General features: G+C 64.2%; 23 protein-coding genes. 8 read left to right on the top strand and 15 right to left on the bottom strand.

Annotation, left to right across the window (positions count from 1 at the left end; genetic code table 11):
• Nucleotides 1-130 precede the first annotated feature (130 nt).
• Nucleotides 131-1,138 (top strand): energy transducer TonB, encoded by a 1,008-nt coding sequence (locus QRM89_RS00465; protein ID WP_228958149.1) that lies wholly within the window; start codon nucleotides 131-133, stop codon nucleotides 1,136-1,138.
• Between the two features lie 409 nt (nucleotides 1,139-1,547).
• On the opposite strand, the gene QRM89_RS00460 is transcribed toward QRM89_RS00465, so the two are convergent.
• From QRM89_RS00460 to QRM89_RS00435, 6 genes are all read right to left on the bottom strand, one after another.
• Nucleotides 1,548-2,732 carry an ABC transporter permease gene (locus tag QRM89_RS00460; RefSeq protein ID WP_285447089.1) on the bottom strand — a complete coding sequence of 395 codons (1,185 nt, stop codon included), beginning with the start codon at nucleotides 2,730-2,732 and terminating at the stop codon, nucleotides 1,548-1,550.
• Between the two features lie 5 nt (nucleotides 2,733-2,737).
• A complete protein-coding gene (locus QRM89_RS00455) occupies nucleotides 2,738-3,484 on the bottom strand; it encodes an ATP-binding cassette domain-containing protein (protein ID WP_042597979.1) in 747 nt (248 codons plus the stop codon).
• 31 nt (nucleotides 3,485-3,515) lie between these two features.
• Nucleotides 3,516-5,066 (bottom strand): alpha/beta hydrolase, encoded by a 1,551-nt coding sequence (locus tag QRM89_RS00450; RefSeq protein ID WP_057673567.1) that lies wholly within the window; start codon nucleotides 5,064-5,066, stop codon nucleotides 3,516-3,518.
• 66 nt (nucleotides 5,067-5,132) lie between these two features.
• Entirely contained in the window at nucleotides 5,133-5,333 is a 201-nt protein-coding gene (locus QRM89_RS00445; protein WP_006449488.1) for a helix-turn-helix transcriptional regulator, read from the bottom strand.
• Nucleotides 5,330-5,917, bottom strand: coding sequence for a hypothetical protein (locus QRM89_RS00440; RefSeq protein WP_115577854.1), 588 nt, complete (start codon nucleotides 5,915-5,917; stop codon nucleotides 5,330-5,332). The genes QRM89_RS00445 and QRM89_RS00440 overlap by 4 nt, the downstream gene beginning before the upstream one ends.
• Nucleotides 5,918-6,408: 491 nt before the next feature.
• The gene (locus QRM89_RS00435; protein WP_012439534.1) at nucleotides 6,409-6,681 is read right to left on the bottom strand and encodes a metal/formaldehyde-sensitive transcriptional repressor; all 273 of its coding nucleotides are present in this window, start codon (nucleotides 6,679-6,681) and stop codon (nucleotides 6,409-6,411) included.
• A 64-nt stretch (nucleotides 6,682-6,745) separates the two neighbouring features.
• On the opposite strand from QRM89_RS00435, the gene dmeF reads away from it, so the two are divergent.
• Nucleotides 6,746-7,735: a CDF family Co(II)/Ni(II) efflux transporter DmeF gene (gene dmeF, locus QRM89_RS00430; protein WP_285447036.1), complete on the top strand. Its 990-nt coding sequence runs from the start codon at nucleotides 6,746-6,748 to the stop codon at nucleotides 7,733-7,735.
• A 163-nt stretch (nucleotides 7,736-7,898) separates the two neighbouring features.
• Nucleotides 7,899-9,464, top strand: a complete 1,566-nt coding sequence (locus QRM89_RS00425; RefSeq protein WP_285447035.1) for a cellulase family glycosylhydrolase — start codon at nucleotides 7,899-7,901, stop codon at nucleotides 9,462-9,464.
• A gap of 71 nt (nucleotides 9,465-9,535) precedes the next feature.
• Here the strand turns inward: QRM89_RS00425 and QRM89_RS00420 are convergent, their stop codons facing one another.
• Entirely contained in the window at nucleotides 9,536-10,402 is an 867-nt protein-coding gene (locus tag QRM89_RS00420; protein ID WP_285447034.1) for a ferredoxin--NADP reductase, read from the bottom strand.
• Nucleotide 10,403: 1 nt separating this feature from the next.
• Between QRM89_RS00420 and QRM89_RS00415 the strand changes: the two genes are divergently transcribed.
• The 5 genes from QRM89_RS00415 (at nucleotide 10,404) to QRM89_RS00395 (ending at nucleotide 14,764) form a co-directional block, all read left to right on the top strand.
• Nucleotides 10,404-11,402, top strand: coding sequence for an ABC transporter ATP-binding protein (locus QRM89_RS00415; RefSeq protein WP_285447033.1), 999 nt, complete (start codon nucleotides 10,404-10,406; stop codon nucleotides 11,400-11,402).
• Complete coding sequence (locus QRM89_RS00410) at nucleotides 11,399-12,211, top strand: ABC transporter permease (protein WP_285447032.1); 813 nt, start codon at nucleotides 11,399-11,401, stop codon at nucleotides 12,209-12,211. Before QRM89_RS00415 ends, QRM89_RS00410 begins: the two co-directional genes overlap by 4 nt.
• Entirely contained in the window at nucleotides 12,211-12,963 is a 753-nt protein-coding gene (locus tag QRM89_RS00405) for a DUF3800 domain-containing protein (RefSeq protein WP_285447031.1), read from the top strand. Before QRM89_RS00410 ends, QRM89_RS00405 begins: the two co-directional genes overlap by 1 nt.
• Before the next feature lie 115 nt (nucleotides 12,964-13,078).
• On the top strand, nucleotides 13,079-14,017 hold the full coding sequence (gene panE / locus QRM89_RS00400) for a 2-dehydropantoate 2-reductase (RefSeq protein ID WP_228433182.1): 939 nt from the start codon (nucleotides 13,079-13,081) through the stop codon (nucleotides 14,015-14,017).
• 231 nt (nucleotides 14,018-14,248) lie between these two features.
• Nucleotides 14,249-14,764 carry a hypothetical protein gene (locus QRM89_RS00395; protein ID WP_014506181.1) on the top strand — a complete coding sequence of 172 codons (516 nt, stop codon included), beginning with the start codon at nucleotides 14,249-14,251 and terminating at the stop codon, nucleotides 14,762-14,764.
• A 196-nt stretch (nucleotides 14,765-14,960) separates the two neighbouring features.
• Here QRM89_RS00395 and QRM89_RS00390 read toward each other — a convergent pair whose 3' ends face one another.
• The 8 genes from QRM89_RS00390 to QRM89_RS00355 form a co-directional block, all read right to left on the bottom strand.
• Complete coding sequence (locus QRM89_RS00390; RefSeq protein ID WP_285447030.1) at nucleotides 14,961-15,554, bottom strand: hypothetical protein; 594 nt, start codon at nucleotides 15,552-15,554, stop codon at nucleotides 14,961-14,963.
• Between the two features lie 177 nt (nucleotides 15,555-15,731).
• Complete coding sequence (locus tag QRM89_RS00385) at nucleotides 15,732-16,133, bottom strand: acyl-CoA thioesterase (protein ID WP_011039053.1); 402 nt, start codon at nucleotides 16,131-16,133, stop codon at nucleotides 15,732-15,734.
• 433 nt (nucleotides 16,134-16,566) lie between these two features.
• Nucleotides 16,567-16,893 (bottom strand): thioredoxin family protein, encoded by a 327-nt coding sequence (locus QRM89_RS00380; RefSeq protein WP_223647290.1) that lies wholly within the window; start codon nucleotides 16,891-16,893, stop codon nucleotides 16,567-16,569.
• Nucleotides 16,865-17,347 (bottom strand): flavodoxin, encoded by a 483-nt coding sequence (locus QRM89_RS00375; RefSeq protein WP_285447029.1) that lies wholly within the window; start codon nucleotides 17,345-17,347, stop codon nucleotides 16,865-16,867. Before QRM89_RS00375 ends, QRM89_RS00380 begins: the two co-directional genes overlap by 29 nt.
• Nucleotides 17,348-17,573: 226 nt before the next feature.
• Nucleotides 17,574-18,044 carry a hypothetical protein gene (locus QRM89_RS00370; protein ID WP_080565706.1) on the bottom strand — a complete coding sequence of 157 codons (471 nt, stop codon included), beginning with the start codon at nucleotides 18,042-18,044 and terminating at the stop codon, nucleotides 17,574-17,576.
• Nucleotides 18,044-18,742, bottom strand: coding sequence for a DUF3800 domain-containing protein (locus QRM89_RS00365; RefSeq protein WP_176994125.1), 699 nt, complete (start codon nucleotides 18,740-18,742; stop codon nucleotides 18,044-18,046). The genes QRM89_RS00370 and QRM89_RS00365 overlap by 1 nt, the downstream gene beginning before the upstream one ends.
• Nucleotides 18,743-18,783: 41 nt before the next feature.
• Nucleotides 18,784-19,827, bottom strand: coding sequence for a ribonucleotide-diphosphate reductase subunit beta (locus QRM89_RS00360; RefSeq protein ID WP_011270067.1), 1,044 nt, complete (start codon nucleotides 19,825-19,827; stop codon nucleotides 18,784-18,786).
• Between the two features lie 182 nt (nucleotides 19,828-20,009).
• Nucleotides 20,010-22,493 (bottom strand): ribonucleoside-diphosphate reductase subunit alpha, encoded by a 2,484-nt coding sequence (locus QRM89_RS00355; RefSeq protein WP_011039057.1) that lies wholly within the window; start codon nucleotides 22,491-22,493, stop codon nucleotides 20,010-20,012.
• Nucleotides 22,494-23,038: the final 545 nt, after the last annotated feature.

The following is a 23,038-nucleotide window of genomic DNA, read 5'->3' as shown; positions in this document are numbered from 1 at the left end:
GGCATCTCGGCAACCCTTGGCTTAGACCGCCCCAGCAATGCTAGATTGCGGCATTGCCGACCCTTGCGGGAACAAGGGCCGGCGCTCACCGCAGCAACGTTATCTTTCGCACTCGGGGTAAGGGGGACGCATGTTGGATCTGACACAGGGCCGTATGGCACGCCGGATCGCGCCGGTCATTTTGCTGGTTGGCCTGGCCGCCTGCTCCAAGCAGGAAGAAAAACCTGCCGCCAGCGCGGGCACCACGCCAGCGGCACCGGCCACCGCGCCGGCGCCTACGGCAGCCACCGCGGTCTCCCCGCAGGTGCAGTCGATGGCAGCCGATCAGCTGCGCGAATCGGCCACCAAGGCGCTGCAGGACAACCGCATGTACGCCCCGGCCGGCGACAACGCGGTGGAGTACTACCTGGCGCTGCGCGAGAAGCAGCCGCAGGACGCCACCGTCAACAGCGCGCTGACCGACCTGATGCCGTACACGCTGATCGCCGCCGAACAGGGCATCAGCCGTGAGGAGTTCCCCGAAGCGCAACGGCTGATCGCGCTGATCGAAAAGGTCGACCCCAAGGCACCGGCGCTGCCGCGTCTGAAGAGCGGCCTGGAAACCGGCATGAAGACCGCTGCCAACCGCACCGAGCAGGACGCCGAGCAGGCCAAGAAGCTGGTCGAAGACAAGGCCAAGCAGGCCGCCGAGCAGAAGCGCCTGGCCGAGCAGCAATCGCGCGAGGCCGCTGCGGCCCAGCAGATCGCCGCCCAGCAGGAAACAGCGCGCCAGCAGGCGGCCGAAGCCGAACGCCAGGCCGCCGCCAAGCGCCCGGCCGAGCCGGCACCGACGCCCGCCGCACCACGCCCGGCGCCGGCCGCTGCAGCTGCCGCTCCGGCGGCCGCGTCGCTGCGCCCGATCAGCACCCCGGCCCCGCGTTATCCCCCCGAAGCCCTGCGCGCCGGTACCTCCGGCGAAGTGCTGGTGGAGATCACCGTGGGCACCGATGGCTCGATCACCGCCTCGCGCGTGCTGCGTGCCAACCCGCCACGCGTGTTCGACCGTGAAGCCCTCAACGCCGTGAAGCGCTGGCGCTTCGAGCCGGTGGCCGCGCCGGTGACCACCCGCCGCACGCTGTCGTTCAACCCGGGCGGCTGAGTGAGTGGTTGGGTGCTTGCAGGGTCTACGCGCGGCTGAGTAACTGCGTTGGTTGGTGATCGTTGCTTGATGCTGCTGATGATTGATGCAATGCACCTCCGGCACATGCCGAGCGCCAAACAAAAAGCCCGCAGCGATGCGGGCTTTTTGTGGGCTGGCCATCCGTACCCTCATCCGCCCTTCGGGCACCTTCTCCCGAGGGGAGAAGGATTAAAGCCCCTCTCCTGCGGGAGAGGGGTTGGGGTGAGTGTACGGCGGCAGATTGGACATCACGAACTGCATCGGCGACAGCAACATTCAATCATTCAACATCAACATCAACATCAACAGCTGTAACAGGCATTCGCACCAACAACCCATACCCCCATCCTGCGCTGCGCGCCGCCTTCTCCCGACGGGAGAAGGAACATCAGCCCGAAATCGCCAGCCGCTCCTGGTGATATCGACGCACCGCGGCGTACCACAGCACCCCCGCCAGACTGAACCCGGCCAGCAGGTACACCGCCCAGGTCTGCAGCGTGATCTGTTCGTGGCGGATCACCTTGAGCAACATCTGGTTCTGCGCCAGGAACGGCACGGCGAAATGCCACAGCTGCGTCTTCAGCGGATAGGCCATCAGCGCATAGCCCGGCAGCATTGGCAGCAGCAGCAGCCAGGTCATGTGCGCCTGCGCCTCTTTCATGCTTTTGGCAGCCGCGGCCAGGTAGGTCAGCAGCGAGGTACCGATGAACAGCATCGGTACCAGGATGAAGAGCATCTGCAGGATCGGCACGAAGCCCACGTTGAGCTGGCGCCCCAGGTTGGAGCTGGACAACTGCGCGCTGAGCTTGAAGGCCAGCAACGTCAGCAACAGCGACACCATACCGATCACGCAGGCTGCGGCGATCTTGCCGCTGACGATCGCACTGCGGGGCGCGGGCGTGGCCAGCAGCGGTTCCAACGACTGCCGTTCGCGTTCGCCGGCGGTGGCGTCCAGGATCAACGACGCACCACCCAAGAACGAGGTGATCACCAGCAGCACCGGCAACAGCATCGCCATCATCTGCCCGCGCTTGGCCTCGGCGGTGGCCAGGTCCTGCGCGGCGATCTCCAGCGGCCGCGCCACCTGCGCATCGATCCCGCGTGCGAGCAGACGCAACGCACCCACCTGCTGGCTGTAGCCGCTGAGTGCGGCCTGCAGGCGCATCGCCGGCACATCGGCTTCGCGGCGCGTGCTGTCCTTGATGATCTCCACCAGCGCCGGCCGCCCGGCACGCCAGTCGTCGGCGTAGTGCGCACTGATGCGCAGCGCCACGTCCACGTCCTGGTCGCGGATGGCGGTGGTCAGATCGGCCGGCGCGTCCACTGCGTTGAGCCCTTGCGCGGCGAGAAAACGCACCAGATTGGGCGCGTGCTCGCGGCCAAGCACCGGGATGTCCAGCGGCTTGTCGATCTGCGTGCGCACGCGGCTTTCGCTGAGCGCGCCCATGCCCAGGATCAGGATCGGATACAGCAACGGCGACAGCAACAACGCCAGTGCCAGGGTGCGGCGGTCGCGGCCGATGTCGCTCAGTTCCTTGCGCAGCACGGTGCCCAACGTGGCGAAAAATGACATCTTGCTCATGCGTGCAGTCCCTCGTCCGAACCGATCGCCTTGACGAAGGCGTCTTCCAGGTTGTCTTCGCCAGTAGCCGCGCGCAGTTCATCGGCGGTGCCGGCAGCCACCACGGTGCCCTTGGCAATGATGACGATGCGATCGCACAGCGCCGCCACCTCTTGCATGATGTGGCTGGAGAAGATCACGCAGCGCCCTTCGGCGCGCAGTTGCTGCAGGAAGCCGCGCATCGCGCGCGTGGTCATCACGTCCAGCCCGTTGGTGGGTTCGTCCAGGATGACGTTGCGTGGGTCGTGCACCAGCGCGCGTGCAATCGCGGTCTTGGTGCGCTGGCCCTGGCTGAAACCTTCGGTCTGCCGGTCCAGGATGTCGTCCATGTCCAGTGCATGCGACAGCAGGCGCGTGCGCTCGGCAATCTGCGTGCGCGACATGCCATGCAGTTCACCGAAGTAGGCGATGTTCTCGCGTGCGCTCAAACGCTTGTACACGCCGCGCGCATCCGGCAGCACGCCCAGCGCGCGGCGCACCGCGACCGGGTCGTGCGCGGCATCGACGCCGTCCACGCGGACGCTGCCCTGGTCGGGCGTCATCAAGGTGTAGAGCATGCGCAAGGTGGTGGTCTTGCCGGCACCATTGGGGCCGAGCAAGCCGGTGATCTGGCCATCGGCGGCGTTGAAGCTGACCCCGTTGACCGCCTTAACCAGGCCGGTCTTGGTCTTGAACGACTTGTGCAAACTGTCGACGACGATCATGCGTGCGCCTCCGTGGCGTGGTCGATGCGGCTCATGGTTCCCATCCGTTGAACGAGGTAAACGCGGGCACATCGGTCAGGCTGTCCACGCAGCGCGCGTCCAGGCCCTTGGCATCGGCGGTCTGCAGGAATTGCCCCAGCACCTTGGGCATGCAGCCCAGCCGGAACACACCGTGGCTCTGCCCGGGCGCGATCAGATGCCGGCCGTTGGGCAGGCCTTGCAGCACGCGCGCGGCATAGCGCGGCGGGGTCACCGGATCGAGCTGGCCGGACAACAACAGCACCGGCAGCGTGGAGCGGAACGGCGCAAATGCCGCCGCCGGAGTGGGCTTGGACGGCCATGTCTTGCACGCTGCGAAGAACATCTCCGCCACCTGCGCGCCCAGCAAGGTGTCGTCCTGCGCGGCCGGCGCGCGATAGCGCCCCGCATCTTCGCTGCACAGCACCGACCACTGCATCGGGCGATTCATCTGGTCGGCCATGTCCGAGCCGCTCATCTGCGCCAGCGCCATCAACGACGCGTAGCGCCCCGCGGCGGCTTCGTCCAGCACCAGCGGCAGCAGCGAGGCGGTTTCCGGCGCATACGAAAACCCGAATGCCAGGCCGGCCACGGTATCGGCGTTGACCTCCTGGTGATGCAGTTCACCGGTGCGTGGGTCGCGGTAATCCACCGCGACCGGCGCCTGGCGCAGGCGCTCCACCACCTGGCGCAGCTGGGTGCGCGTGTCCACCGGGAAGCGCTTGGCGCAGGCTGGCTGCGCCTTGCATTGGGTGGTCTGCAACGCAATCGCGTCTTCAAAGGTGCGCGCAAATTCGCCGCCGATCACCAGATCGTTGGGGGCCACGCCGTCGAGCACCACGGTGCGCGTGTGCTGCGGGTAGCGCGCCGCGTACTGCTGCGCAACCCGCGTGCCGTAGGAGCCGCCGATCAGGTTGATCTGTTGCGCGCCCAGCGCCTCACGCACCGCATCCAGATCGCCGATGGCTTCGCTGGTGGTGAAATAGCGCGGGTCGGCATCGTTGCGCAGCCCTGCAGCACAACGCGCCGCATAGGCACTCAGCTGCTCGGCGGTGGCGGCACTGTCGTTTTCCAGCGCCAGCGCCGTGCCGTCCGCATCGCGGCATTCCAGCGGATGCGAGCCGCCGGTGCCGCGCTGATCAACCAGAAAGATGTCGCGTTGCTTGCGCACTTCGCGCAGGCCCATGTCGACGATCGCCGCCACCTGCGTAGCCGATTGCCCGGGCCCGCCGGCGATGAAGAACACCGGGTCCGGCGCGTGGCTGGCGCCTGCATCACTCTCCAACCAGGCGATCTTGAGCGCGAGCTTGCGCCCGTTCGGCGCGGCCGGATTTTCAGGTACCTGCAACTGTGCGCACTGCGCCTCGATGTTACCGGCGGCGCTGCCGGAGCTGAGCGTGCATGGCGAAAACTGCAGGCGGCCGTAGGCATTACCCGCCACCGTGGTGGACGCGGCCTGCGCCTTGCTAGTGGCCGCCACGGCGCCCTCGCCCGCGCGCTGGCAGCCGCCCAGCGCCACTGCCAGCGCAAGCACCAGCGTTATTGTCCTAACGTGCTTTGCCATTCCCGCTGCTCTCCGTGTGATCCATGGTCCTGTGACGTTGCATCCGGCCAGACGTGACCGCTGCGGCTACTGCCCGTCTTCAAACAGAAAAACGTGCTCGATCGATTCCCCAAACAGACGCGCGATGCGAAACGCCAACGGCAGGCTGGGATCGTACTTGCCGGTCTCCAGCGCGTTGATCGTTTGCCGCGACACGCCCAGCCGTTCGCCCAACTCCCCTTGCGACCAGCCACTGGCCTCGCGCAGTTCCCGCACGCGGCTGTTCATTGATAGCGGCGCGCGTTGACGCCCTTGGTGATGCCGTAGGTGGCGCACAGGACCGGGAACACCCACAACATCGCGACTGTGGCCGGGATGTCGATCAACTGCGCCGCCTGCAGGAACCCGCCGGTCATGTATGCAGCACTCACCAGCCCGGCAGCGATGGCGATCGATTCCAGTTCGATCCGCCGCTGCATCTCGTCCGAATCACGCACGAAACGCGCCACCGCACGGATCACCAGCATCAACAACAGCGCAGGCAACAACGCGATCAGCGTGCGCGCCCACTGCGGCCCCACGCGCGCCAGCAGCGTTGGCCAGCACAGCATCACCGCTACATAGAACAGCATGGGGATGCCGAATTCACGGTAGTAACGCCGCGCCAGCGCCGGCAGTGCACTGTCGCGCATGCCGCCGGGTGACAGCCACAGCATCAGCGCCATCAACAGGCCCGCCGCTCCCATACCGACGCACAGGCCAATCAGATACTGGCCCAGCGGCAGCACCCGCCAATACCCAAGTGCACCGCTGCCCAGCAAGCTCAGGCTGATGCCCAACGCCACCAGTGCACTGCGTTTGCAGCCGCTCATGCGCGTTGCGCCTTTCCGGATGTTGCATGCAATTGCAGTGCATCAGCCTGCGCGTGGTTGCGACGATGCCGTGCTGCCGGAGGCGCTGACGCCCAATGCGGTGGGAGCTGCTGATGCATGCGACATGCCTGTCAAGTTCACTTGACAGGCACAATGCGCGGCACCAGCCGCGCTGTCAAGCGTCCTTTACATGTTGCGCGATACGGCAGGCGGCGCATGGGCGTCCTGACTACCCTGGATCGCGGGTTAGTGGAGCACGCGCCAGAGCTGAGCGTTGCGGGTCCGGGCACGCACGAATTCGACGTGGGAGCGGCTTCGAGGCGATCGTGACGTCCCGAAGATGAGGGAATATCTCCGGAGCCGCCGAGTCAAAACCTTCTGCCCCAGCGCCGCAGCGCGCGTGCCGGCAGCGATGCGATTGATGAGTCGTTGTTCGCGGCCACGCGATTGCATGCAACGCTTCAATCGGCGCATGCAGCGCGCGCCGCGCGCTACTTCAAATACGTCTTGAGAATCGCCGCCACCTCGTCCACGGCCTGCTCGCGCGTGCCGCGCGCGTCCGGTGCGGCGACATGGTGCTGCAGATGCTCTGTCAGCAGCTCCACCATCAGGCCTTGGGCGGCACCGCGGAAGGCAGCGACCTGGGTCAGCAAGGCGGTGCATTCCACGTCCTGCGCCAGCGCTTTCTCCAGTGCCTCGACCTGCCCGCGAATCTTGCGGACCCGCGCAAGCAGCTTGGATTTGTCCTGATGTAAATGCGCCATGCAGATACCCCCCAGGGGTATTTCGGATACCATCGGGGGGTATCTTAGTCAGGCCGCCTCGCCCATGTCGAACACCCCGCCCCTCCCGCACTGCGCGCAACCGCAGGCCTTTGTCGGTGGCAACCCGCTTGCCGAGCGCAGCACCCGCAAGGCGGTCGTGCTGACCGCGCTGATGATGGTGGTGGAGATCGTGGGCGGCTGGGTGCTCAACTCCATGGCCCTGCTTGCCGACGGCTGGCATATGAGCTCGCACGCGCTGGCACTGGGCTTGGCGTTGTTCGCCTACGCGTTCGCGCGCCGCCACACCCGCGACGGGCGCTTCGCGTTTGGCACCTGGAAAGTCGAAGTGCTGGGCGGCTACACCAGCGCAATCCTGCTGTTGGGTGTGGCCGGGTTGATGGCCTTCCAGTCGGTGGAGCGGCTGGTCTCGCCCAAACCGGTGCATTACCCGGAAGCCACCGCGATCGCGGTCGTCGGCCTGCTGGTCAATCTGATCTGTGCATGGTGGTTGCGCGATTCGCACGGCCATGCGCATCACCATGATCACGCGCATGGGCATGGACATGCGCACCGACATGGACCACATGGCCACGCGCATGCGCACGGCCACGGCGATCTGAACCTGCGCGCGGCGTATCTGCACGTGGTGGCGGATGCAGCCACCTCGGTGCTGGCGATCGTGGCGCTGGTGGTCGGCATGCGCTGGGGCGTGACCTGGATGGATCCGCTCATGGGCATCGTCGGTGCGGTGCTGGTCACCGTATGGGCCTGGGGGCTGTTGCGCAGCACCGGCCGGGTGTTGCTGGATGCGGAGATGGATGCGCCGGTGGTGGAGGAAATCCGCGAGGTGATCGCTGCGCTGCCCTACTCCGCACGCATTGCCGACCTGCATGTGTGGCGCATCGGCACAGACCGCTACGCCTGTCTGATCAGTCTCGTCACCGAAGCCACCGTCGCCGCAGAAGCCATCCGCGCCGCGCTGCAGATCCACGAAGAACTGGTGCACATCACGGTGGAAGTGCAGCGCCCCGACAGGGTTTCTGCAGCGGTGTAAGACGCGTAATGCGCCGTGCGGTCACGCAGGGCAGCAGTGCATCACCCACCGCCGTGCAACGCGCGCTTGAGCGCGCTTTTCAGCGGGCGCAGCAATGCGCACGCATCGGTCATACGTGCACGAGTGCGCTACGCTTGCGCATCACTCATGCCCGGGAGCCGCGATGCGCTTGACCCTGTTACTGGCCACCACGCTGGCATGTTGCCTGGCAACCGCGGCCTCGGCGCAACCTGCCGCGCAACGCGAGATCCAGTTGGACATCGCAAGCGCCGGCGCACCGGTGGATCGGTTCTATGCGCTGTCGGTCGGCTCGGATTTTCCCGGCACCTTGATCCGCGACGACACCCAGGCGCATCTGGTGCCCGCAGTGCAGGAACTGGGCTTTCGCTATATCCGCTTCCACGACGTGTTCCATGACGTGCTCGGCACGGTCAAGGAGGTCGACGGCACGCTCGTGTACGACTGGACGCAGCTGGACAAACTCTACGACGCACTGCTGGCCAAGAAGATCCGCCCATTCGTCGAACTGGGCTTCACCCCGACCGCGATGAAGACCTCTGAGCAGACCCTGTTCTACTGGAAGGGCAACACCTCGCATCCGGACCCGGCCAAGTGGACGCAGCTGATCGACGCATATGTGCGCCACATTCGCGCGCGCTACGGTGCGGATGAAGTGCGCCAGTGGTATTTCGAAGTATGGAACGAGCCCAATCTGAAGGACTTCTGGGAGAACGCCGACCAGCAGGCCTACTTCGCTCTGTACGCCAACACCGCGCGCACCATCAAGGCCATCGACCCGCAGCTGCGCGTGGGCGGCCCTTCCACCGCTGGCGCGGCGTGGGTGCCGGAGCTGCTGGCTTTCGTGCAGAAAAACACGTTGCCAATCGACTTCGTCACCACCCACACCTATGGCGTGGATGGCGGGTTTCTCGATGAAAACGGCAAGCAGGACACCAAGCTCTCCGCCTCGCCCGAGGCCATCGTGGGCGACGTGCGGCGCGTGCGTGCGCAGATCCAGGCCTCGCCATACCCGGATCTGCCGCTGTTTTTCACCGAGTGGAGCAGCAGCTACACGCCGCGCGATTTCGTCCACGACAGCTACATCAGCGCGCCGTACATCCTGACCAAGCTCAAGCAGGTGCAGGGCGTGGTGCAGGGCATGAGCTACTGGACCTACACCGACCTGTTCGAAGAGCCCGGCCCGCCGCCGACGCCCTTCCACGGCGGCTTCGGGCTGATGAACCGCGAAGGCATCCGCAAGCCAGCCTGGTTCGCCTACAAGTATTTGAATGCCCTGCAGGGGCGCAGCCTTGCGGTGGACGATGCGCACACGCTCGCCGCAGTGGACGGCAAGCGCATTGCCGCGGTGGCCTGGGATTGGCAGCAGCCGGTGCAGGCGGTGAGCAATACGCCGTTCTATACCCGCCAGGTGCCGGCAAGCGACAGCAAGGCAATCGTGTTCCGGTTGGCGCATGTGCCGGCGGGTACCTATCGGCTGCAGGTGCGCAAGACCGGCTACCGCCGCAATGACCCGCTGTCGCTCTACATCGACATGGGCATGCCCAAGCAGCTTGCTGCAGACCAGCTGACCCAACTGCAGCAGGCCACGCGCGATGTGCCCGAACAGGACCGCCGCGTGCGCGTGGGCGCCGACGGTGCGGTTGCGGTCACGGTGCCGATGCGCAGCAACGATGTGGTGCTGCTGACGCTGGAACCGGCAACGCGCTGAGCGTTGCCGCCTCCCTGCCTTGACGCTGCGCCTGCACACACGTTGCAGGCGGCCGCCTCAACGCACCGCGCTCAGGCCGCAGGCTTGGGCGGTGATGAGCTCACGTATTTCTCGCGGCGGATCTGTGCATTCGGCAGGCCTGCCTCGCGCAGCGCCACCGCGCAGGTGTCCACCATGTCCGGGTTGCCGCACAGGTAGGCGATGTCGCCATCGGCCGTCGGCGCGAACTCGGCCAGATGTTGCTGCACGTAGCCATGCCGTACGTCGGCATGCGGGTGTTCGGGCAGCTCGCGCGAGAAGCACGGCACGTAGCGGAACTGCGGATGCGCATCGGCAAACGCGCGGAAGTCATCGCCGTACAGCAGCTCGGCGGGCGCGCGTGCACCTTGCAGCAGCACCACCTCCAGCCCACGGGTGGCGATTGCCTCGGCCAGCAGCGGCAGCATCGAGCGATACGGCGTCACCCCGGTGCCGGTGGCGATCAGCAGGTAGCGCCGGTTGTGGTCGCCCGGCAGCAGGCAGAACTTGCCGTAGGGGCCGCTGGCCTGCAGCTGGTCGCCAATCTCCAGGCCTTCGAACAGCGCGGTGGCCGAGCCGCCGGGCACGAAACTCACCGCGATCTCCACCGCCTCGCCCGGTCCCAGCGCGTGGTCGTGGATGGTCGCCAGCGAATAGCTGCGCTTGGCATCGGTGCCATCGGCGTACTGGAAATGGATCTGAATGAACTGCCCGGGCTGGAAATCCAGCGGCTGCCCGTCATCACGCAGGAACTGGCAGTGGGCCACGGTGGGCGCGAGCATGCGCCTGTCGACAAGCTTGAGGGGGAATTGAACGGGCACGAACGGATTTAGGACAGTCTGTGATCGGGGCGAACCCCCACGGGCTTCTATAATAGCGGCTGCAACTCGCTGCGCCGTCACGCTGACGCGAAGGACCATCTTGAATTCCCCATCTCCGACCGCGGCACCCGCCCTGCGCGTGTGCGACCTGCGCAAGACCTACGACAACGGCACCCAGGCGCTCAAGGGCGTATCGCTGGACGTTGCGCCTGGCGACTTTTTCGCCCTGCTCGGCCCCAACGGGGCGGGCAAGTCCACCCTGATCGGCATCATCAGCTCGCTGGTGAACCTCTCGCAGGGCCAGGTCGAGGTATTCGGCACCGATCTGGTCCGCCACCGCAGCGATGCGATGCGGCTGATCGGCCTGGTCCCGCAGGAAGTGAACTTCAACCTGTTCGAAAAGCCCTTCGACATCCTGGTCAACTACGCCGGTTTCTACGGCATGCCGCGCGAGCAGGCTGCCGCCCTGGCGGAGGCCGAGCTGCGCCGCGCGCATCTGTGGGAAAAGGCACAGGTGATGAGCCGCACGCTCTCCGGCGGCATGAAGCGCCGCCTGATGATCGCCCGCGCCATGATGACCCAGCCGCGGCTGCTGATCCTGGACGAGCCCACCGCCGGTGTGGATATCGAAATCCGCCGCGACATGTGGCGCGTGCTCAAGGAGATCAATGCCGCCGGCACCACGATCATCCTGACCACCCATTACCTGGAAGAGGCCGAGCACCTGTGCCGCAACCTGGCCATCATCAACCACGGCCAGATCGTCACCCAGGGCCCGATGCGCGAGCTGCTGGCCAAGCTCGACGTGGAAGGCTTCCTGTTCGATATCGATGGTGAGTTGCCGACGCAGCTGCCGGTGATCGAAGGCACCACGCTCACCGCGATCGACGGCCATACGCTGGATCTGGACATGCCGCGCGCGATGGACCTCAACCGCGTGTTCGCCACTCTGGGTGATGCCGGCATCCGGGTGCGCTCGATGCGCACCAAGAGCAACCGGCTGGAAGAATTGTTCGTCCGTCTGACCGGGCCTGGCGACACCACTGTTGCTACGCCCCCTGCTGCAGCGGCGCCAGCGCGCCCGGCAGGCCACCCATGAGTTCCCCGGAGCCTTCGATGTCTGCTGTTCCCGCTACCTCCCGCCAGCGCAACTGGGTTGCACTGGGCACCATCGTGCGCCGCGAAGTGCAGCGCATCCTGCGCATCTGGGGCCAGACCCTGGTGCCGCCGGCCATCACCATGACGCTGTACTTTTTGATCTTCGGCGGGCTGATCGGCTCGCGCGTGGGCGACATGGGCGGCTACAGCTACATGCAGTTCATCGTGCCGGGCCTGGTGATGATGAGCGTGATCCAGAACAGCTACGGCAACATCAGCTCCAGTTTCTTCGGCGCCAAGTTCGGCCGCCATGTGGAAGAACTGCTGGTCAGCCCGATGCCCAACTGGGTGATCCTGTGGGGCTACGTGGCAGGCGCGGTGCTGCGCGGGGTCATGGTGGGCGCGCTGGTGCTGATCATCGCCATGTTCTTCACCCCGGTGCGCATCCCGCACCCGCTGGTGACGCTGACCACGGTGCTGCTAGGCGCGACGATCTTCTCGCTAGCCGGCTTCGTCAACGCGGTGTACGCCAAGAAGTTCGACGACGTGGCCATCGTGCCCACCTTCATCCTGACCCCGCTGACCTACCTGGGCGGCGTGTTCTATTCGGTGAAGCTGCTGCCCGGCTGGGCCGAAGCCGCCACCCACGCCAACCCGATCTTCTACATGGTCAACGCGTTCCGCTACGGCCTGCTCGGCAGCTCCGACGTGCCGATCTGGGTGGCCTACGCGCTGATGCTCGGCTTTGTCGCAGTGCTGAGCGCGTTGGCGCTATGGCTGCTACGCCGTGGCGTTGGACTGCGGAGCTGATGGCGCAATTCAGCGACTACATCGTCTTTGTCGATGAGAGTGGCGATCACGGGATGGCGAGTATTGATCCTGCCTTCCCATTGTTTGTGCTGTCGTGCTGCCTGATCAGCAAGCGCGATTACATGGCAACCGTTGTGCCTGCGATCCAGCGGATCAAGTTCGCGACGTTTGGCCATGACGCCGTCGTGCTGCATGAGCGCGAGATCCGCAGGGATATCGGGCCGTTCGCCGTGTTGCGTGATCGCGACAAGAAACAGGCATTTCTCGATGCGCTGACAGACGCATTGGCGTTGGCGCCGATGACGATCTTTGCCGCTGTGATCGACAAGCGCCGCCTTCAGGATCGCCAGCGCGGTGAAAACCCATATGAAATCTCGATGCGCTTCTGCCTTGAGCGGATGTATTACAAACTCAGCAAGCAGGGACAGGTGGCGCAAGCGGGAGAGCCGTTGACCACGCACGTGCTGTGCGAGGCACGTGGGCGCAGCGAGGACCAGGATCTGGAATTGGCGTTTCGCCGGATCTGTGGGGGAGACAATTTCTCTGGCATGGAGCTGCCATTCGATCCGGTGATCTGCGACAAGAAGAGCAATGCGATCGGGCTACAACTTGCGGATCTGATCGCTCGCCCCATTGGCATGCGGCAGCTGCGACCGGAGCAGCCAAATCGCGCCTGGCAGGTGATTGAGCAGAAACTCGACAAGAATCCGGCAGGTCGTTACCTGGGCTATGGCCTGAAGTGTTTCCCATAAACAAAAGGCCCCGGCGAGTCCGCCAGAGCCTGATGCCGACCGAGAATCCCCGATCCGGCTGAAAGCTTAGCACCGTGTCCGGCATGTACCAAACATCACACTGAACGGAGATCCTATGCGCATTCTGATCCTCGGTGCCGGCGGCACTGGCGGCTACTTTGGCGGGCGGCTGGCGCAGGCTGGCGTGGATGTCACCTTCCTGGTGCGTGACGCCCGTGCGGCGCAGCTGCAGGCGCAGGGCCTGCGTATTCGCAGCCCCCTCGGCGATGCCGATCTGCCGGTGGCCACGGTCACCGCGCAGGCGCTGCCCGCGCTGGTGGCGCAGCGGCCATTCGATCTGGTGATCCTCAGCTGCAAGGCCTACGACCTGGACAGCGCGCTGGAGGCGATTGCGCCGGCGGTCGGCGAGCACACCACGGTGCTGCCGATCCTCAATGGGCTGCGCCATTACGCGGCGCTGGACGAACGCTTCGGTGCGGCCCGCGTGCTTGGCGGGCTGTGCTTCATCAGCGCCTCCAAGGGCGCCGATGGCGAGATCCTGCACCTGGGCAAGCCGGCCTCGCTGACGTTTGGCGAGCGCAGTGGCGAGGCGGCCTCTGCACGCGTGCAGGCGTTTGCCGCGGCCTGCGCGCAGGCCGGCATCGACCATGTGGCCAGCACCCAGATCGCGCAGGAGCAGTGGATCAAGTACAGCTTCCTCACTGCGCTGGCGGCAGCGACCTGCCTGATGCGTGCGCCGGTTGGCGCGATTGTGGCCACCGACGACGGCCGCGCCTTGATCAACGGCCTGTACAACGAATGCCTGTGGGCCGCCGATGCCGCCGGCCAGCCAATTCCCGAACCCGCGCGCGCCAAGGCGCTGCAGACGCTGCTGCAGGTGGACTCGCCGCTGAAGGCCTCGATGCTGCGCGACCTGGAGGCCGGGCAGGATGTGGAAGCGGCGCAGATCGTCGGCGACATGCTCAAGCGCGTGCGCGAGACCGGGCGCAACGCGCCGCTACTGATGGCGGCCAATGTGCATCTGCAGGCGTATCAGGTACTGCGGCATAGCTGAGTGGATGGAGGTGGGGCGCTGAGTCGCGTGTAGACCGGCCCCCATCGGTCTTTTGGGCAGTTTCTCCAGGTGGGCCAAGGAATCGGCGTGCCTCGTCCTCGCCCGTGTAGCTGCCCCGTCGCGCGCCCTGCCAGCGCGCAGCGCGTGCACGATTCGGCGGCCCGAGTGCCTTCGCGCCGCCGCGACGCGGTGCACACGATGCTCTGCGTCCCATCCCCCGTCGTGCCCGCCATGAAGCTGCTCAGCCACCTGTTCCGTGCCGGTCACTTCGTGATCCTGGCGTTCTTCGTGCTGTGCGCCTGCGGGCTGGTGGGCATGGCCGCGCTGGAGCTGTGGCATGGCTTCACCCCGGGCGGCGACATGGTGGTCCGCGACCGCTTCAACGTGGTGCTGGAAGCCATCGGCCTGCTCACCGTGGCCTTGGTGACGCTGGAACTGGGCCAGACCATCTTCGAAGAAGAGATCCTGCGCGACGTCAAAGTGAGCGGCCCCACGCGCGTACGTCGTTACCTGTCGCGGTTCTTCGTGGTGATCGTGATCGCGCTGGCCATCGAAACCCTGGTGTCGATCTTCGAGCTGATGCACGACGACCCGGCCAAGTTGCCGTATGCCGCCTCGGTGGGCTTCTGTGCCGGCCTGTTGCTGATTGCCTGGGGCGTGTTCGTCAAACTCAATCGCAGCGCCGAAGAGCTGGAACCCGAAGCGATGGCCGAAACCAAGCGCGAAGACAACGAAGTGCAGGAGTAAGCACGGCAATTACCGCGACGATGCATTCGCCAGATCGGCACGGCTGCTAGGCGTTTAGATCGACCGCGGGTCAGTGCGGTGCTTGCCGGCGTTCCACACGTGTTTTGCGACACCGTGCGACGTGGTGTTCGTCACTCCGGGCGTTCGGTGCAACAACCCGACAGCGTCGCAAGGCATCACCGCACCCCGCTGGTGTTTAAGGTCGCATGGTTGCAGCGGTGGCCTTTGCTGGAATCAGCAGCCGCATTCCCTCGCTGGATTCATCGCCGCTGCGCTGCACCGGCGTCTGCCTCGGCACGATCGGCGGGCGGCGCTCGCGAGGCGACAGCAATCTGATCGATCCCGCCTTGAGCGTGGTGATGCTGCCTGCCGCATCGCCACGGCCCACTGGGTGGCCACTACTGCGGGGCTGGTCGGCAGCAATGGCCTGCGCAACCTCGGCCACCACGCCCCAGACCTGCACGCGGTCGCCGCTGCGCACACGGGTGCCCAAGCGCAGGGTGAACTCGCCCTCGCCGGGCATCCCGATACCGGTGTCGTAACCCTGGTCGAGCACGAACAGCGCGTCGGACGTGGCGTCCACGCCATCGCCTTCGTCCTGCACGAACCAACCGATCGGCCTGCTGCGGGTGCCCTCGCCCACCGTCTCGGCGACTTCCTGCGCAAGATCGTCCTCATCGCCGGCCAGGCTGCGGGTCACGATGCCTTCGATGCGCACTTCTTGCCCCAGCAGCGGGCTGCTGGCGCCCACGCCTTGCACGCGACCGATCAGCACACGGTCCGCGTCCATCGGCACGACGGCCTGGTCACTCTCCCCCGGTATCGGCAAGCGGCACGCACTCAACACTGTGAGCACCAGCAAAGGTGCTCCCCAGCGCACGCGGTGGCGGTGTTGCATCACTCGACTTCCTTGTGGAGACACTGCAGCGGGCCGTTGGCTGCATCGCCAACGGCGCGTGGTTCGACGCTAGGCTGCTGGCAGCGCCGGCACCGAGGTCGGCTTGCCGTCGTCGCCGAGCGCGATCATCACGAAGTGGCCGCGGGTGCACAGTTCGCGTGCGCCGCTGAGCAGATCTTCGGCGATCAACTCCACTTCCACCTTGATCGAACTGCGCCCCACCGAGACCACGCGCGCGATGGTCTCCACCATCTGCCCCTGGCGGATCGGCAACTTGAAATCCACCTGATCCGAGCGCGCGGTCACCACGGTGCGACGCGCATAGCGCGAGGCGGCCAGGAACGCGGCCTTGTCCATCCATGCCAGCGCCTGACCACCAAACAACGTGCCCATGTGGTTGGTGTGATTGGGGAACACGATCTCGGCCATACGCGCTTCGATCGGTGGAGGGGTCTGCGGGCTGTCGGACATCGTGGGATCCAGGAAGAAGGTGGAACAAACGGCGCGCGGGCGATGCGGCCGTGGCGGCCGTGTGGCATGCACGCGTTCGACATGTCTCGCGTGTCGAAGCACAACGATAGCCTGATCCGCGCGACGTGCAGGCGATGGTGCTACGCAATGCGAGGCATTCGTGCTGTCTGGGGTTCGTCACGGCTGCGCTGCGGCTGGCGGCTGCGGCTGGAGCACGAACAGCCACACGCGCTGCGTGTCACCACATGCAAAGCCAAGGTGTCGGTGCAAAGGTGCAGCGAATGCAGCGAATGCAGCGAATGCAGCAAGAGCGTACGCGGGACAAGCACCCGTAGGCGGCTGTCGCGGCCGGCTCGGCTCCTACGAGCGCGGATTCCCCACTAGCGTCGAGTCACGCGTTGCGTGCGCAAGCACGCAACGCACCAGAGCTCGCTCAGAGGCTGGTCTTGACCGCGGTTTCCACCTGCGCCGGCGATTGGAAGCCAGGCAGGCGTGCCACCTCGCTGCCGTCGCGGTACAGCGCCAGGGTCGGCGTCTGGCGCAGACCCAGATCGCGGAAGAATTCCTCGCCCACCACTTCCAGCTTGACCTTCAACAAGGCCACGCCGGCGGCGGCATCGCTGGCGGAGAACTTGTCCAGCGACATGTCGAGCATCTTGCAGCCCGGGCAATTGTCCTTGTAGTAGTCGACCAGCAAGCGCGGATGCGCAGCCAGGGCGGCGACGTAGTCGTCAGGCGTGGAGGCGTGGAGAGTCTGCATGGGGGGGTGTCTCTGTACAGGCAAGAATGTGGTCGGTCCAGCGTTGGATTTTAGTGGCGTCGCGTTCGCCGTGGGGCATCTGTTCGATCTCCAGCCGCGGGTAGCGCGTGCCGAAGAATGCGGCGATGCGCCGGGCCGCACCGCAGTAGTTCTCCTCGCCCCACTGCGTCTCGCCGGTGCCGAACACCGCCATGCGCTCCGGCTTGCCGACCGCGGCAACGAGCTCCTCGATGAAGCGCTTCATCTCCGGCGGCGTACGCCCGGCGTTGATGCTCCAGCTGCCTAGGATGTAGAGATCGTGCACGGCGCCGTCCGGGCACGCCTGCGCCAGCGTCTGGATATCTGCATCGATCCAGGTTACCGCATGGCCCAGCTCTCCGCAGCGCGCGTGGATCGCGCGCGCGACATTGCGGGTGTTGCCGCTGAGCGATGTGTGGGCGAGGAGGATGCGCACTTGTTTAATGCTTAATAGGTTCAGGAAAAATTTATATTAAAAACAATAGGTTGCAACCACCCTTGGTTACTGGGTCTTCTTGGGGCTTCGGCGCTGTGCCAAGCGCACTTGACTCTAACGATGGCTGAGCTAAGCTCCGCCTCGAGTTCACTGCCCATCGGCTTTGAACCTATCGAGGTCTCGGCCGCTGAACCCGCGTAGCGAATCAGCGGCCTTTTTTTGCATGCTATTTGGTTTTGGTAAGCGAGCGGACGCATTCTTCGCGAGACCAAGTCGGCGAACTTCGAATCTTTCCTATGCTGCTATCTGCTTGGTAGCACGTGATGAAGTTGGCCTTTAGTGCCGAATCTCGCTTGAGCGACAGTGCAATCACGACCACAAAATCTTCATAGACCACCGCCACTCGGCGGGTGGGGTCAACCTGTCCGGCAGTTTTATCCCAGCCTTGAAATAGAATGGCGTCCGGATGCGTAAGGGTCGCCTGAATCCAGTCGATTCGCTGCGCCCTTACTTCTGAAAAAGTATCCTTCTGTCCATCTCGCCCTGCACTCTCGTAGAACGCGTGGCCAAATTTTCTTGCATCGAAGTAGACTCGGATCTCGTCTGGTGTCTGGATATTGCCACGGCAGTAGACGCGTTCGTAGTGTTGTCGGTACTCGGCAGAAGTCTCGTACTTGACTAACGGAGGCAACGACATCACCACCCTCCGTTAAGTCGAATCTTGAAGAGGTTGAATTTCTCCTCGCCCTTGCTGGTTGGACCAAGTTCGCGACCCAATGCGCTTTCAATACGGCTAACGACAGTGAACTTCGCAGTGTTAGGCTTCAGGGTAGAGTTGATCTTGCTACTAGCCGCTCCCAGCAACAAATCACACATCTGGATCAGTACTACTTCGTTAGACGGTAAGGACTGAACACTCTCAATATTCGAGCTCAAGTTCGCGCGAGACAGACACTGGGCGAGGACAGGCAGGCGCTTCGAATCGCGATTGCTCTTCGCGTCACAGAAGATTCGATAATCATTAAAATCAAGAATCCAGTGATGAAGAAGCTGGTAGTAAAACTTGTAAAACCCCAGCTCCGCATCATCGTCATGTAACGAAAGATCAATTTGCGTCCGATCAACCGCAATACATCGAAAACGAAGGTTCTCGCCGTATGCGAAGAAGAGGTCAACCAGTTCTACATAGAAGTCGCGGCGATTAGGCGCAACCTTGCTCCACTTGATCTCGCCCCAGGCTTCATGTCTTTTTCGAAGGTCGCCAATTCGCGACTTAAACTCATTCCGAACTTCCTGTGGAAGCCAAAGGCTTCCGATCATGAGGTAACGCGCACGTGGATTAGCAGACGTTAGGACGTCTGGATTCGCCTCATCGCAGTACACCTCAAATCTCATATGGGTTCGCAGGTAGTTGGAGATATGAGCGGCAGAAATTCTTACAGATCGTCGAAGCCGTTATCCGAGTTGGTCTTCTTGTATGAGGCATTGCGCATCTCGAAGAAGTCGGTCTTGGTCTCGGTGAAGTTGTCGGCGTAGGCCTTGATCCACGGCATCACGTTGTCGTTGGCGCCTTCGTACAACTTCTCGATGCCGAGCATGCCGGCCATCTTGTTGGCGCGGTACTTCACGTAGCGGATCATTTCGTCGACGTCGATCCCGTCGATGCCGTCCAGCACTTCGGCCGTCCACACCGTTTCCAGGTCGATCGCGTGCTCGAAGGCCTTGTGCACGTAATCGGTGAGCTGGTCGCCCTGCAGCGCCTGGTTCTCGCCGATGATGGCGCGGATCAATTCGCTGATGAACTTGGAGTGGGCCAGCTCGTCGCGGTTGATGAAGCTGATGATCTTGCCGGTGCCGGTCATGCGGTTCTGGCGGACCAGATTGTAGAAGTACGCAAAGCCGGAATAGAAGTTGATGCCTTCCAGGATCGAGGACTGGATCAGCGCGCGGATCAGCGTTTCGGCCGTCTTGTCGCGCATGAAGTCGTCGTAGGCGCCCATGATCGGCGCATTGCGCTTGATGATGGTCGGGTGCGTGCGCGCAATCTCGAACACGCGGTTCTGATCGGCCAGGCCGGTGATGGAGGCCAGCACGTAGCTGTAGCTCTCGTTATGGATCACTTCCTGCTGGCCGATGATCGCAGCATTGGCATGCGCGGCCGGGTCGGTGATGTATTCGGCGACGTTGTAGATGAAGCGCGTCTGCGGCGAATCCAGCGTGGCCAGCAAGCCGATGATCGAATCATAGGCATTTTTCTCGCGCGCCGAGAGTTCGTTGTACTGGCGCGCATCGCCCTTCATGTCCACTTCGTCGGGAATCCAGAAGTTGGTCGACAGCTCCTTGTACGCCCGATAGAAGGACGGGTACGGAATGTCGTTCCAGTTGAGGATGCCGGACGTGGAGCCATTGATGATGGCAGTGGAGCGATTGGGGTGACGCGGCTCCAGGATCTTGATGCGCTCAAGCGGTGTTGCGGACATGGATTTCTACTCGTGTTCCTGGCGTCGCGCACGCATGGAGCGGTAACGACGGCGGCAAATCATTCTGGAGGAAAGCCCCCCCCTGAGTCAGGGGGGCGCGCCGAAGGCGCAGGGGTGTGGATGCTAATGAGCCGGGGCCCGCAGTTCGCAGGGCGAACCGTGGGAGCTAAGCGCGAATGCGCTTAGCTCGAACACCACTCACATTCACTGATATCGATATCGTTGGAACGCACGTAGTACGTGGTCTTCAAGCCTTCACGCCAGGCGGTCATGTGCAGATCCAGCAACGTGCTCGCACGGATGGTGCTGGGCACATAGAAGTTGAAGCTGATCGACTGGTCGATGTGGCGCTGGCGACGCGCGTTCTGGCGCACGCTAGCGAACTGGTCGACCTTGTAGGCACCCTTTTCGTAGTACGGCCAGGTGTCCAGCGACAGGCCGGGCGCGGCCACCGGGCGACGGAAGTCCTTCTTTTCTTCGTAGTAGAACGCGCTGTAGATCGGGTCGATCGACGCGGTGGAGCCGGCGATCTGCGCGGTGCTCATATTCGGCGCCACGGCCAGCATCCAGGCGTTGCGCACGCCGTTGACCGCCACCTGCGCGGACAGCTCCAGCCACTGCGGGCTGTTGTAATCGCGCGCACGGAAGTACTCACCGGTGTGCCAGTCGCTGCCGCGGAACACGCTGTAGGTACCCTTTTCCTTGGCCAGCTCCATGCTCGCCTGGACGGTCAGGTAGTTGATGCGCTCGTACAGCTCGTCGCTGTAGTCCTCGGCTTCCTTGGCATTCCAGTGGATGGCCTTCTGCGCAAGCAGGTGATGCCAGCCGAAGGTGCCCAGGCCGATGGCGCGGTACTTCTGGTTGGTGATGGTGGCCTGCGGCACCGGCAACTGATTCAGATCGATCACGTTGTCGAGCATGCGCACCTGGATCGGGATCAACCGCTCCAGCACGTCGGCACCCAGCAGATCGGCCTGGTCGGCCTGCACGGTGATCGCGCGGCCCAGGTTGATCGAGGACAGGTTGCACACCACGAAGTCGCCCGCCTTCTTGGTGGTGACGATCTGATTGCCGCTGATGATTTCCTGCATCATCCGCGTGGGGCTCATGTTCTGCAGGATCTCGGTGCACAGGTTGGACGAATAGACCATGCCTTCGTGCTTGTTCGGATTCTTGCGATTGACTTCATCGCGGTAGAACATGAACGGGTTGCCGGTTTCCAGCTGGCTGACCATGATCCGCTTGAAGATCTCGATCGCCTTGACGGTCTTGCGGGTGATGCGCTCGTCGGCAACCACTTCCTCGTACTTCTTGCGGAAGCTGCTGTTGGCGTCGCCCTTCTTTTCGTCATAGAAGTCCTGCAGGTACCAGCCCTTGATGCGCTTGACTTCATGCGGATCGAACAGGTACCAGTCGCCGCGGCGCTCGACCGCTTCCATGAACAGGTCCGGGATGCACACCGAGGTGAACACGTCGTGCGCGCGCAGACGCTGGTCGCCGTTGTTCAGGCGCAGATCCAGGAACGATTCGATGTCGCGGTGGAAGATGTCCAGGTAGACCGCGATGGCGCCCTTGCGCTGGCCCAGCTGATCCACCGACACGGCGGTGTTGTTGAGCTGCTTGATCCACGGCACCACGCCGCCGGACGAATTGGACACGCCGCGGATCGCCGAGCCGGACGAACGCACATAGCCCAGGTACGCACCCACGCCGCCACCGTGCTTGGACACGCGCGCCACGTCGGTGTTGGAGTCGTAGATGCCCTGCAGGCTGTCGTCGACGGTGTCGATGAAGCAGCTCGACAGCTGCCCGCCGACCTTGCCGGCATTGGCCAGCGTCGGGGTTGCCACGGTCATGTACAGGTTGGACAACGCCCAGTAGGCCTCGCCCACCAGCTGCATGCGGCGCTCGCGCGGCTTCTCGTCCTGCATCAGGTACAGGGCGATGGTCAGCCAGCGCTCCTGCGGCAGCTCGAACACGCCGCGTGAGTTGTCGGTGGCCAGGTAACGGGTGGCCAGCAGGTACAGGCCGTTGTAGGCGAACAGCGTGTCGCGCTCGGGCGCGATCATCTTGCCCGCCTCGATGAGCTCTTCCTTGGAATAGCTCTTGAGGATGTCGTTGGAATAGACGTTACGGTCGGCCAGGCTTTCCTGCAGGCCCACGAACGAGCCGTACTTCTGGCCGGCGTCGTAGAAGCGGTTGCGGCTGGCGCGCTTGTACAGGCGGCGCAGGTACAGACGCGCAGCGAAGTGCTCCCACTCCGGGGTGGTCAGATCGACGCGGGCCTCGGCCTCGCGGATCAGGTGGTCGACCAGGTCGTCGGCGTTGACACTGTCCTTGCGCTCGACGAAGCCGAACACCGAGCGCTTGTAGTCGCCCACGTCCAGCTGCGGGAATTCGGCATGGATCTGGTCGATGGCGCGCTCCAGGCGCGCCGGCTCGAACGGGATCTTGCGGTTGCCGGCTTCCTTGGTGATCCAGGTGGAGACGGTTTGTTCTTCGATGGTCTGTGCGTGCATTGCAATGGCTTGGCGGGGGGGCGGCACGACGTCCGACGGGTCACTCAACTCCGGGTGTGCGGGGCTGGGCACGGTCACACTGGCGGGAGCGCTGGTGGGTGCAAGGGTACCGGCGGCGATCGCGGCAAGGGTGTCGTTGGTGGTCATGCGTCCTCCATGCGTAGGCACACGGACCCGCCTGGGGACGGGGTGCGGCCGGATCCGGAGTCCCTGGACAGCGATGGCAGTGCAAGGCGCGCAGCACGCAAGACCTGTGGTCCGCGGCGACATCGCCCTCACCCGCCATCTCCTCACCGGAGATTCCACGGCCGCCACCGCGCGGTGTGCTGTCGCGTGGTGGTCGGTGGCGAAACAACCGCAGCGCACCGGCCCCACGCAGTTCGCTCCACGGCACTGCCCTGGATGACTGAATGAAACCGATTGCGGCTGCGGCGAGGAGGCTCATCAATCGCGGGATGCCCGCTGATTGTGCTCTTTCAGGTCCGGCCGCTTGGGGCGGCCAACCACCGACTCCCCCAAGATAGTGGGGTGCTCCCGAGGGGTCAACACATAATGTGGGAAAAACCCGCAAACCCTTGTGGCGCAAAGCGTCGTCTGACGAACGGTCGTTTCGGCGCGCCCAACTGCCCAATCCGAGTGCGCAGTCAAGGCCTGGAGCGGCGGTTTTGCCGACTGGTTGGGTTCGGTTAGGT

The organism is Xanthomonas sp. LMC-A-07 (genome assembly GCF_030208825.1).
Taxonomy (GTDB): domain Bacteria; phylum Pseudomonadota; class Gammaproteobacteria; order Xanthomonadales; family Xanthomonadaceae; genus Xanthomonas; species Xanthomonas campestris.
The sequence above is the reverse complement of the archived record's forward strand: the minus strand, read 5'-3'. Positions and strand labels throughout refer to the sequence as shown.

Bases quoted from the DNA above. Each gene is read 5' to 3' on its own strand.
- QRM89_RS00465 (WP_228958149.1), top strand. From the start codon at position 131: ATGTTGGATCTGACACAGGGCCGTATGGCACGCCGGATCGCGCCGGTC.
- QRM89_RS00460 (WP_285447089.1), bottom strand. From the start codon at position 2,732: ATGTCATTTTTCGCCACGTTGGGCACCGTGCTGCGCAAGGAACTGAGC.
- QRM89_RS00455 (WP_042597979.1), bottom strand. From the start codon at position 3,484: ATGATCGTCGTCGACAGTTTGCACAAGTCGTTCAAGACCAAGACCGGC.
- QRM89_RS00450 (WP_057673567.1), bottom strand. From the start codon at position 5,066: ATGGCAAAGCACGTTAGGACAATAACGCTGGTGCTTGCGCTGGCAGTG.
- QRM89_RS00445 (WP_006449488.1), bottom strand. From the start codon at position 5,333: ATGAACAGCCGCGTGCGGGAACTGCGCGAGGCCAGTGGCTGGTCGCAA.
- QRM89_RS00440 (WP_115577854.1), bottom strand. From the start codon at position 5,917: ATGAGCGGCTGCAAACGCAGTGCACTGGTGGCGTTGGGCATCAGCCTG.
- QRM89_RS00435 (WP_012439534.1), bottom strand. From the start codon at position 6,681: ATGGCGCATTTACATCAGGACAAATCCAAGCTGCTTGCGCGGGTCCGC.
- dmeF (WP_285447036.1), top strand. From the start codon at position 6,746: ATGTCGAACACCCCGCCCCTCCCGCACTGCGCGCAACCGCAGGCCTTT.
- QRM89_RS00425 (WP_285447035.1), top strand. From the start codon at position 7,899: ATGCGCTTGACCCTGTTACTGGCCACCACGCTGGCATGTTGCCTGGCA.
- QRM89_RS00420 (WP_285447034.1), bottom strand. From the start codon at position 10,402: ATGGTCCTTCGCGTCAGCGTGACGGCGCAGCGAGTTGCAGCCGCTATT.
- QRM89_RS00410 (WP_285447032.1), top strand. From the start codon at position 11,399: ATGAGTTCCCCGGAGCCTTCGATGTCTGCTGTTCCCGCTACCTCCCGC.
- QRM89_RS00405 (WP_285447031.1), top strand. From the start codon at position 12,211: ATGGCGCAATTCAGCGACTACATCGTCTTTGTCGATGAGAGTGGCGAT.
- panE (WP_228433182.1), top strand. From the start codon at position 13,079: ATGCGCATTCTGATCCTCGGTGCCGGCGGCACTGGCGGCTACTTTGGC.
- QRM89_RS00395 (WP_014506181.1), top strand. From the start codon at position 14,249: ATGAAGCTGCTCAGCCACCTGTTCCGTGCCGGTCACTTCGTGATCCTG.
- QRM89_RS00390 (WP_285447030.1), bottom strand. From the start codon at position 15,554: ATGGACGCGGACCGTGTGCTGATCGGTCGCGTGCAAGGCGTGGGCGCC.
- QRM89_RS00385 (WP_011039053.1), bottom strand. From the start codon at position 16,133: ATGTCCGACAGCCCGCAGACCCCTCCACCGATCGAAGCGCGTATGGCC.
- QRM89_RS00380 (WP_223647290.1), bottom strand. From the start codon at position 16,893: ATGCAGACTCTCCACGCCTCCACGCCTGACGACTACGTCGCCGCCCTG.
- QRM89_RS00370 (WP_080565706.1), bottom strand. From the start codon at position 18,044: ATGTCGTTGCCTCCGTTAGTCAAGTACGAGACTTCTGCCGAGTACCGA.
- QRM89_RS00365 (WP_176994125.1), bottom strand. From the start codon at position 18,742: ATGAGATTTGAGGTGTACTGCGATGAGGCGAATCCAGACGTCCTAACG.
- QRM89_RS00360 (WP_011270067.1), bottom strand. From the start codon at position 19,827: ATGTCCGCAACACCGCTTGAGCGCATCAAGATCCTGGAGCCGCGTCAC.
- QRM89_RS00355 (WP_011039057.1), bottom strand. From the start codon at position 22,493: ATGACCACCAACGACACCCTTGCCGCGATCGCCGCCGGTACCCTTGCA.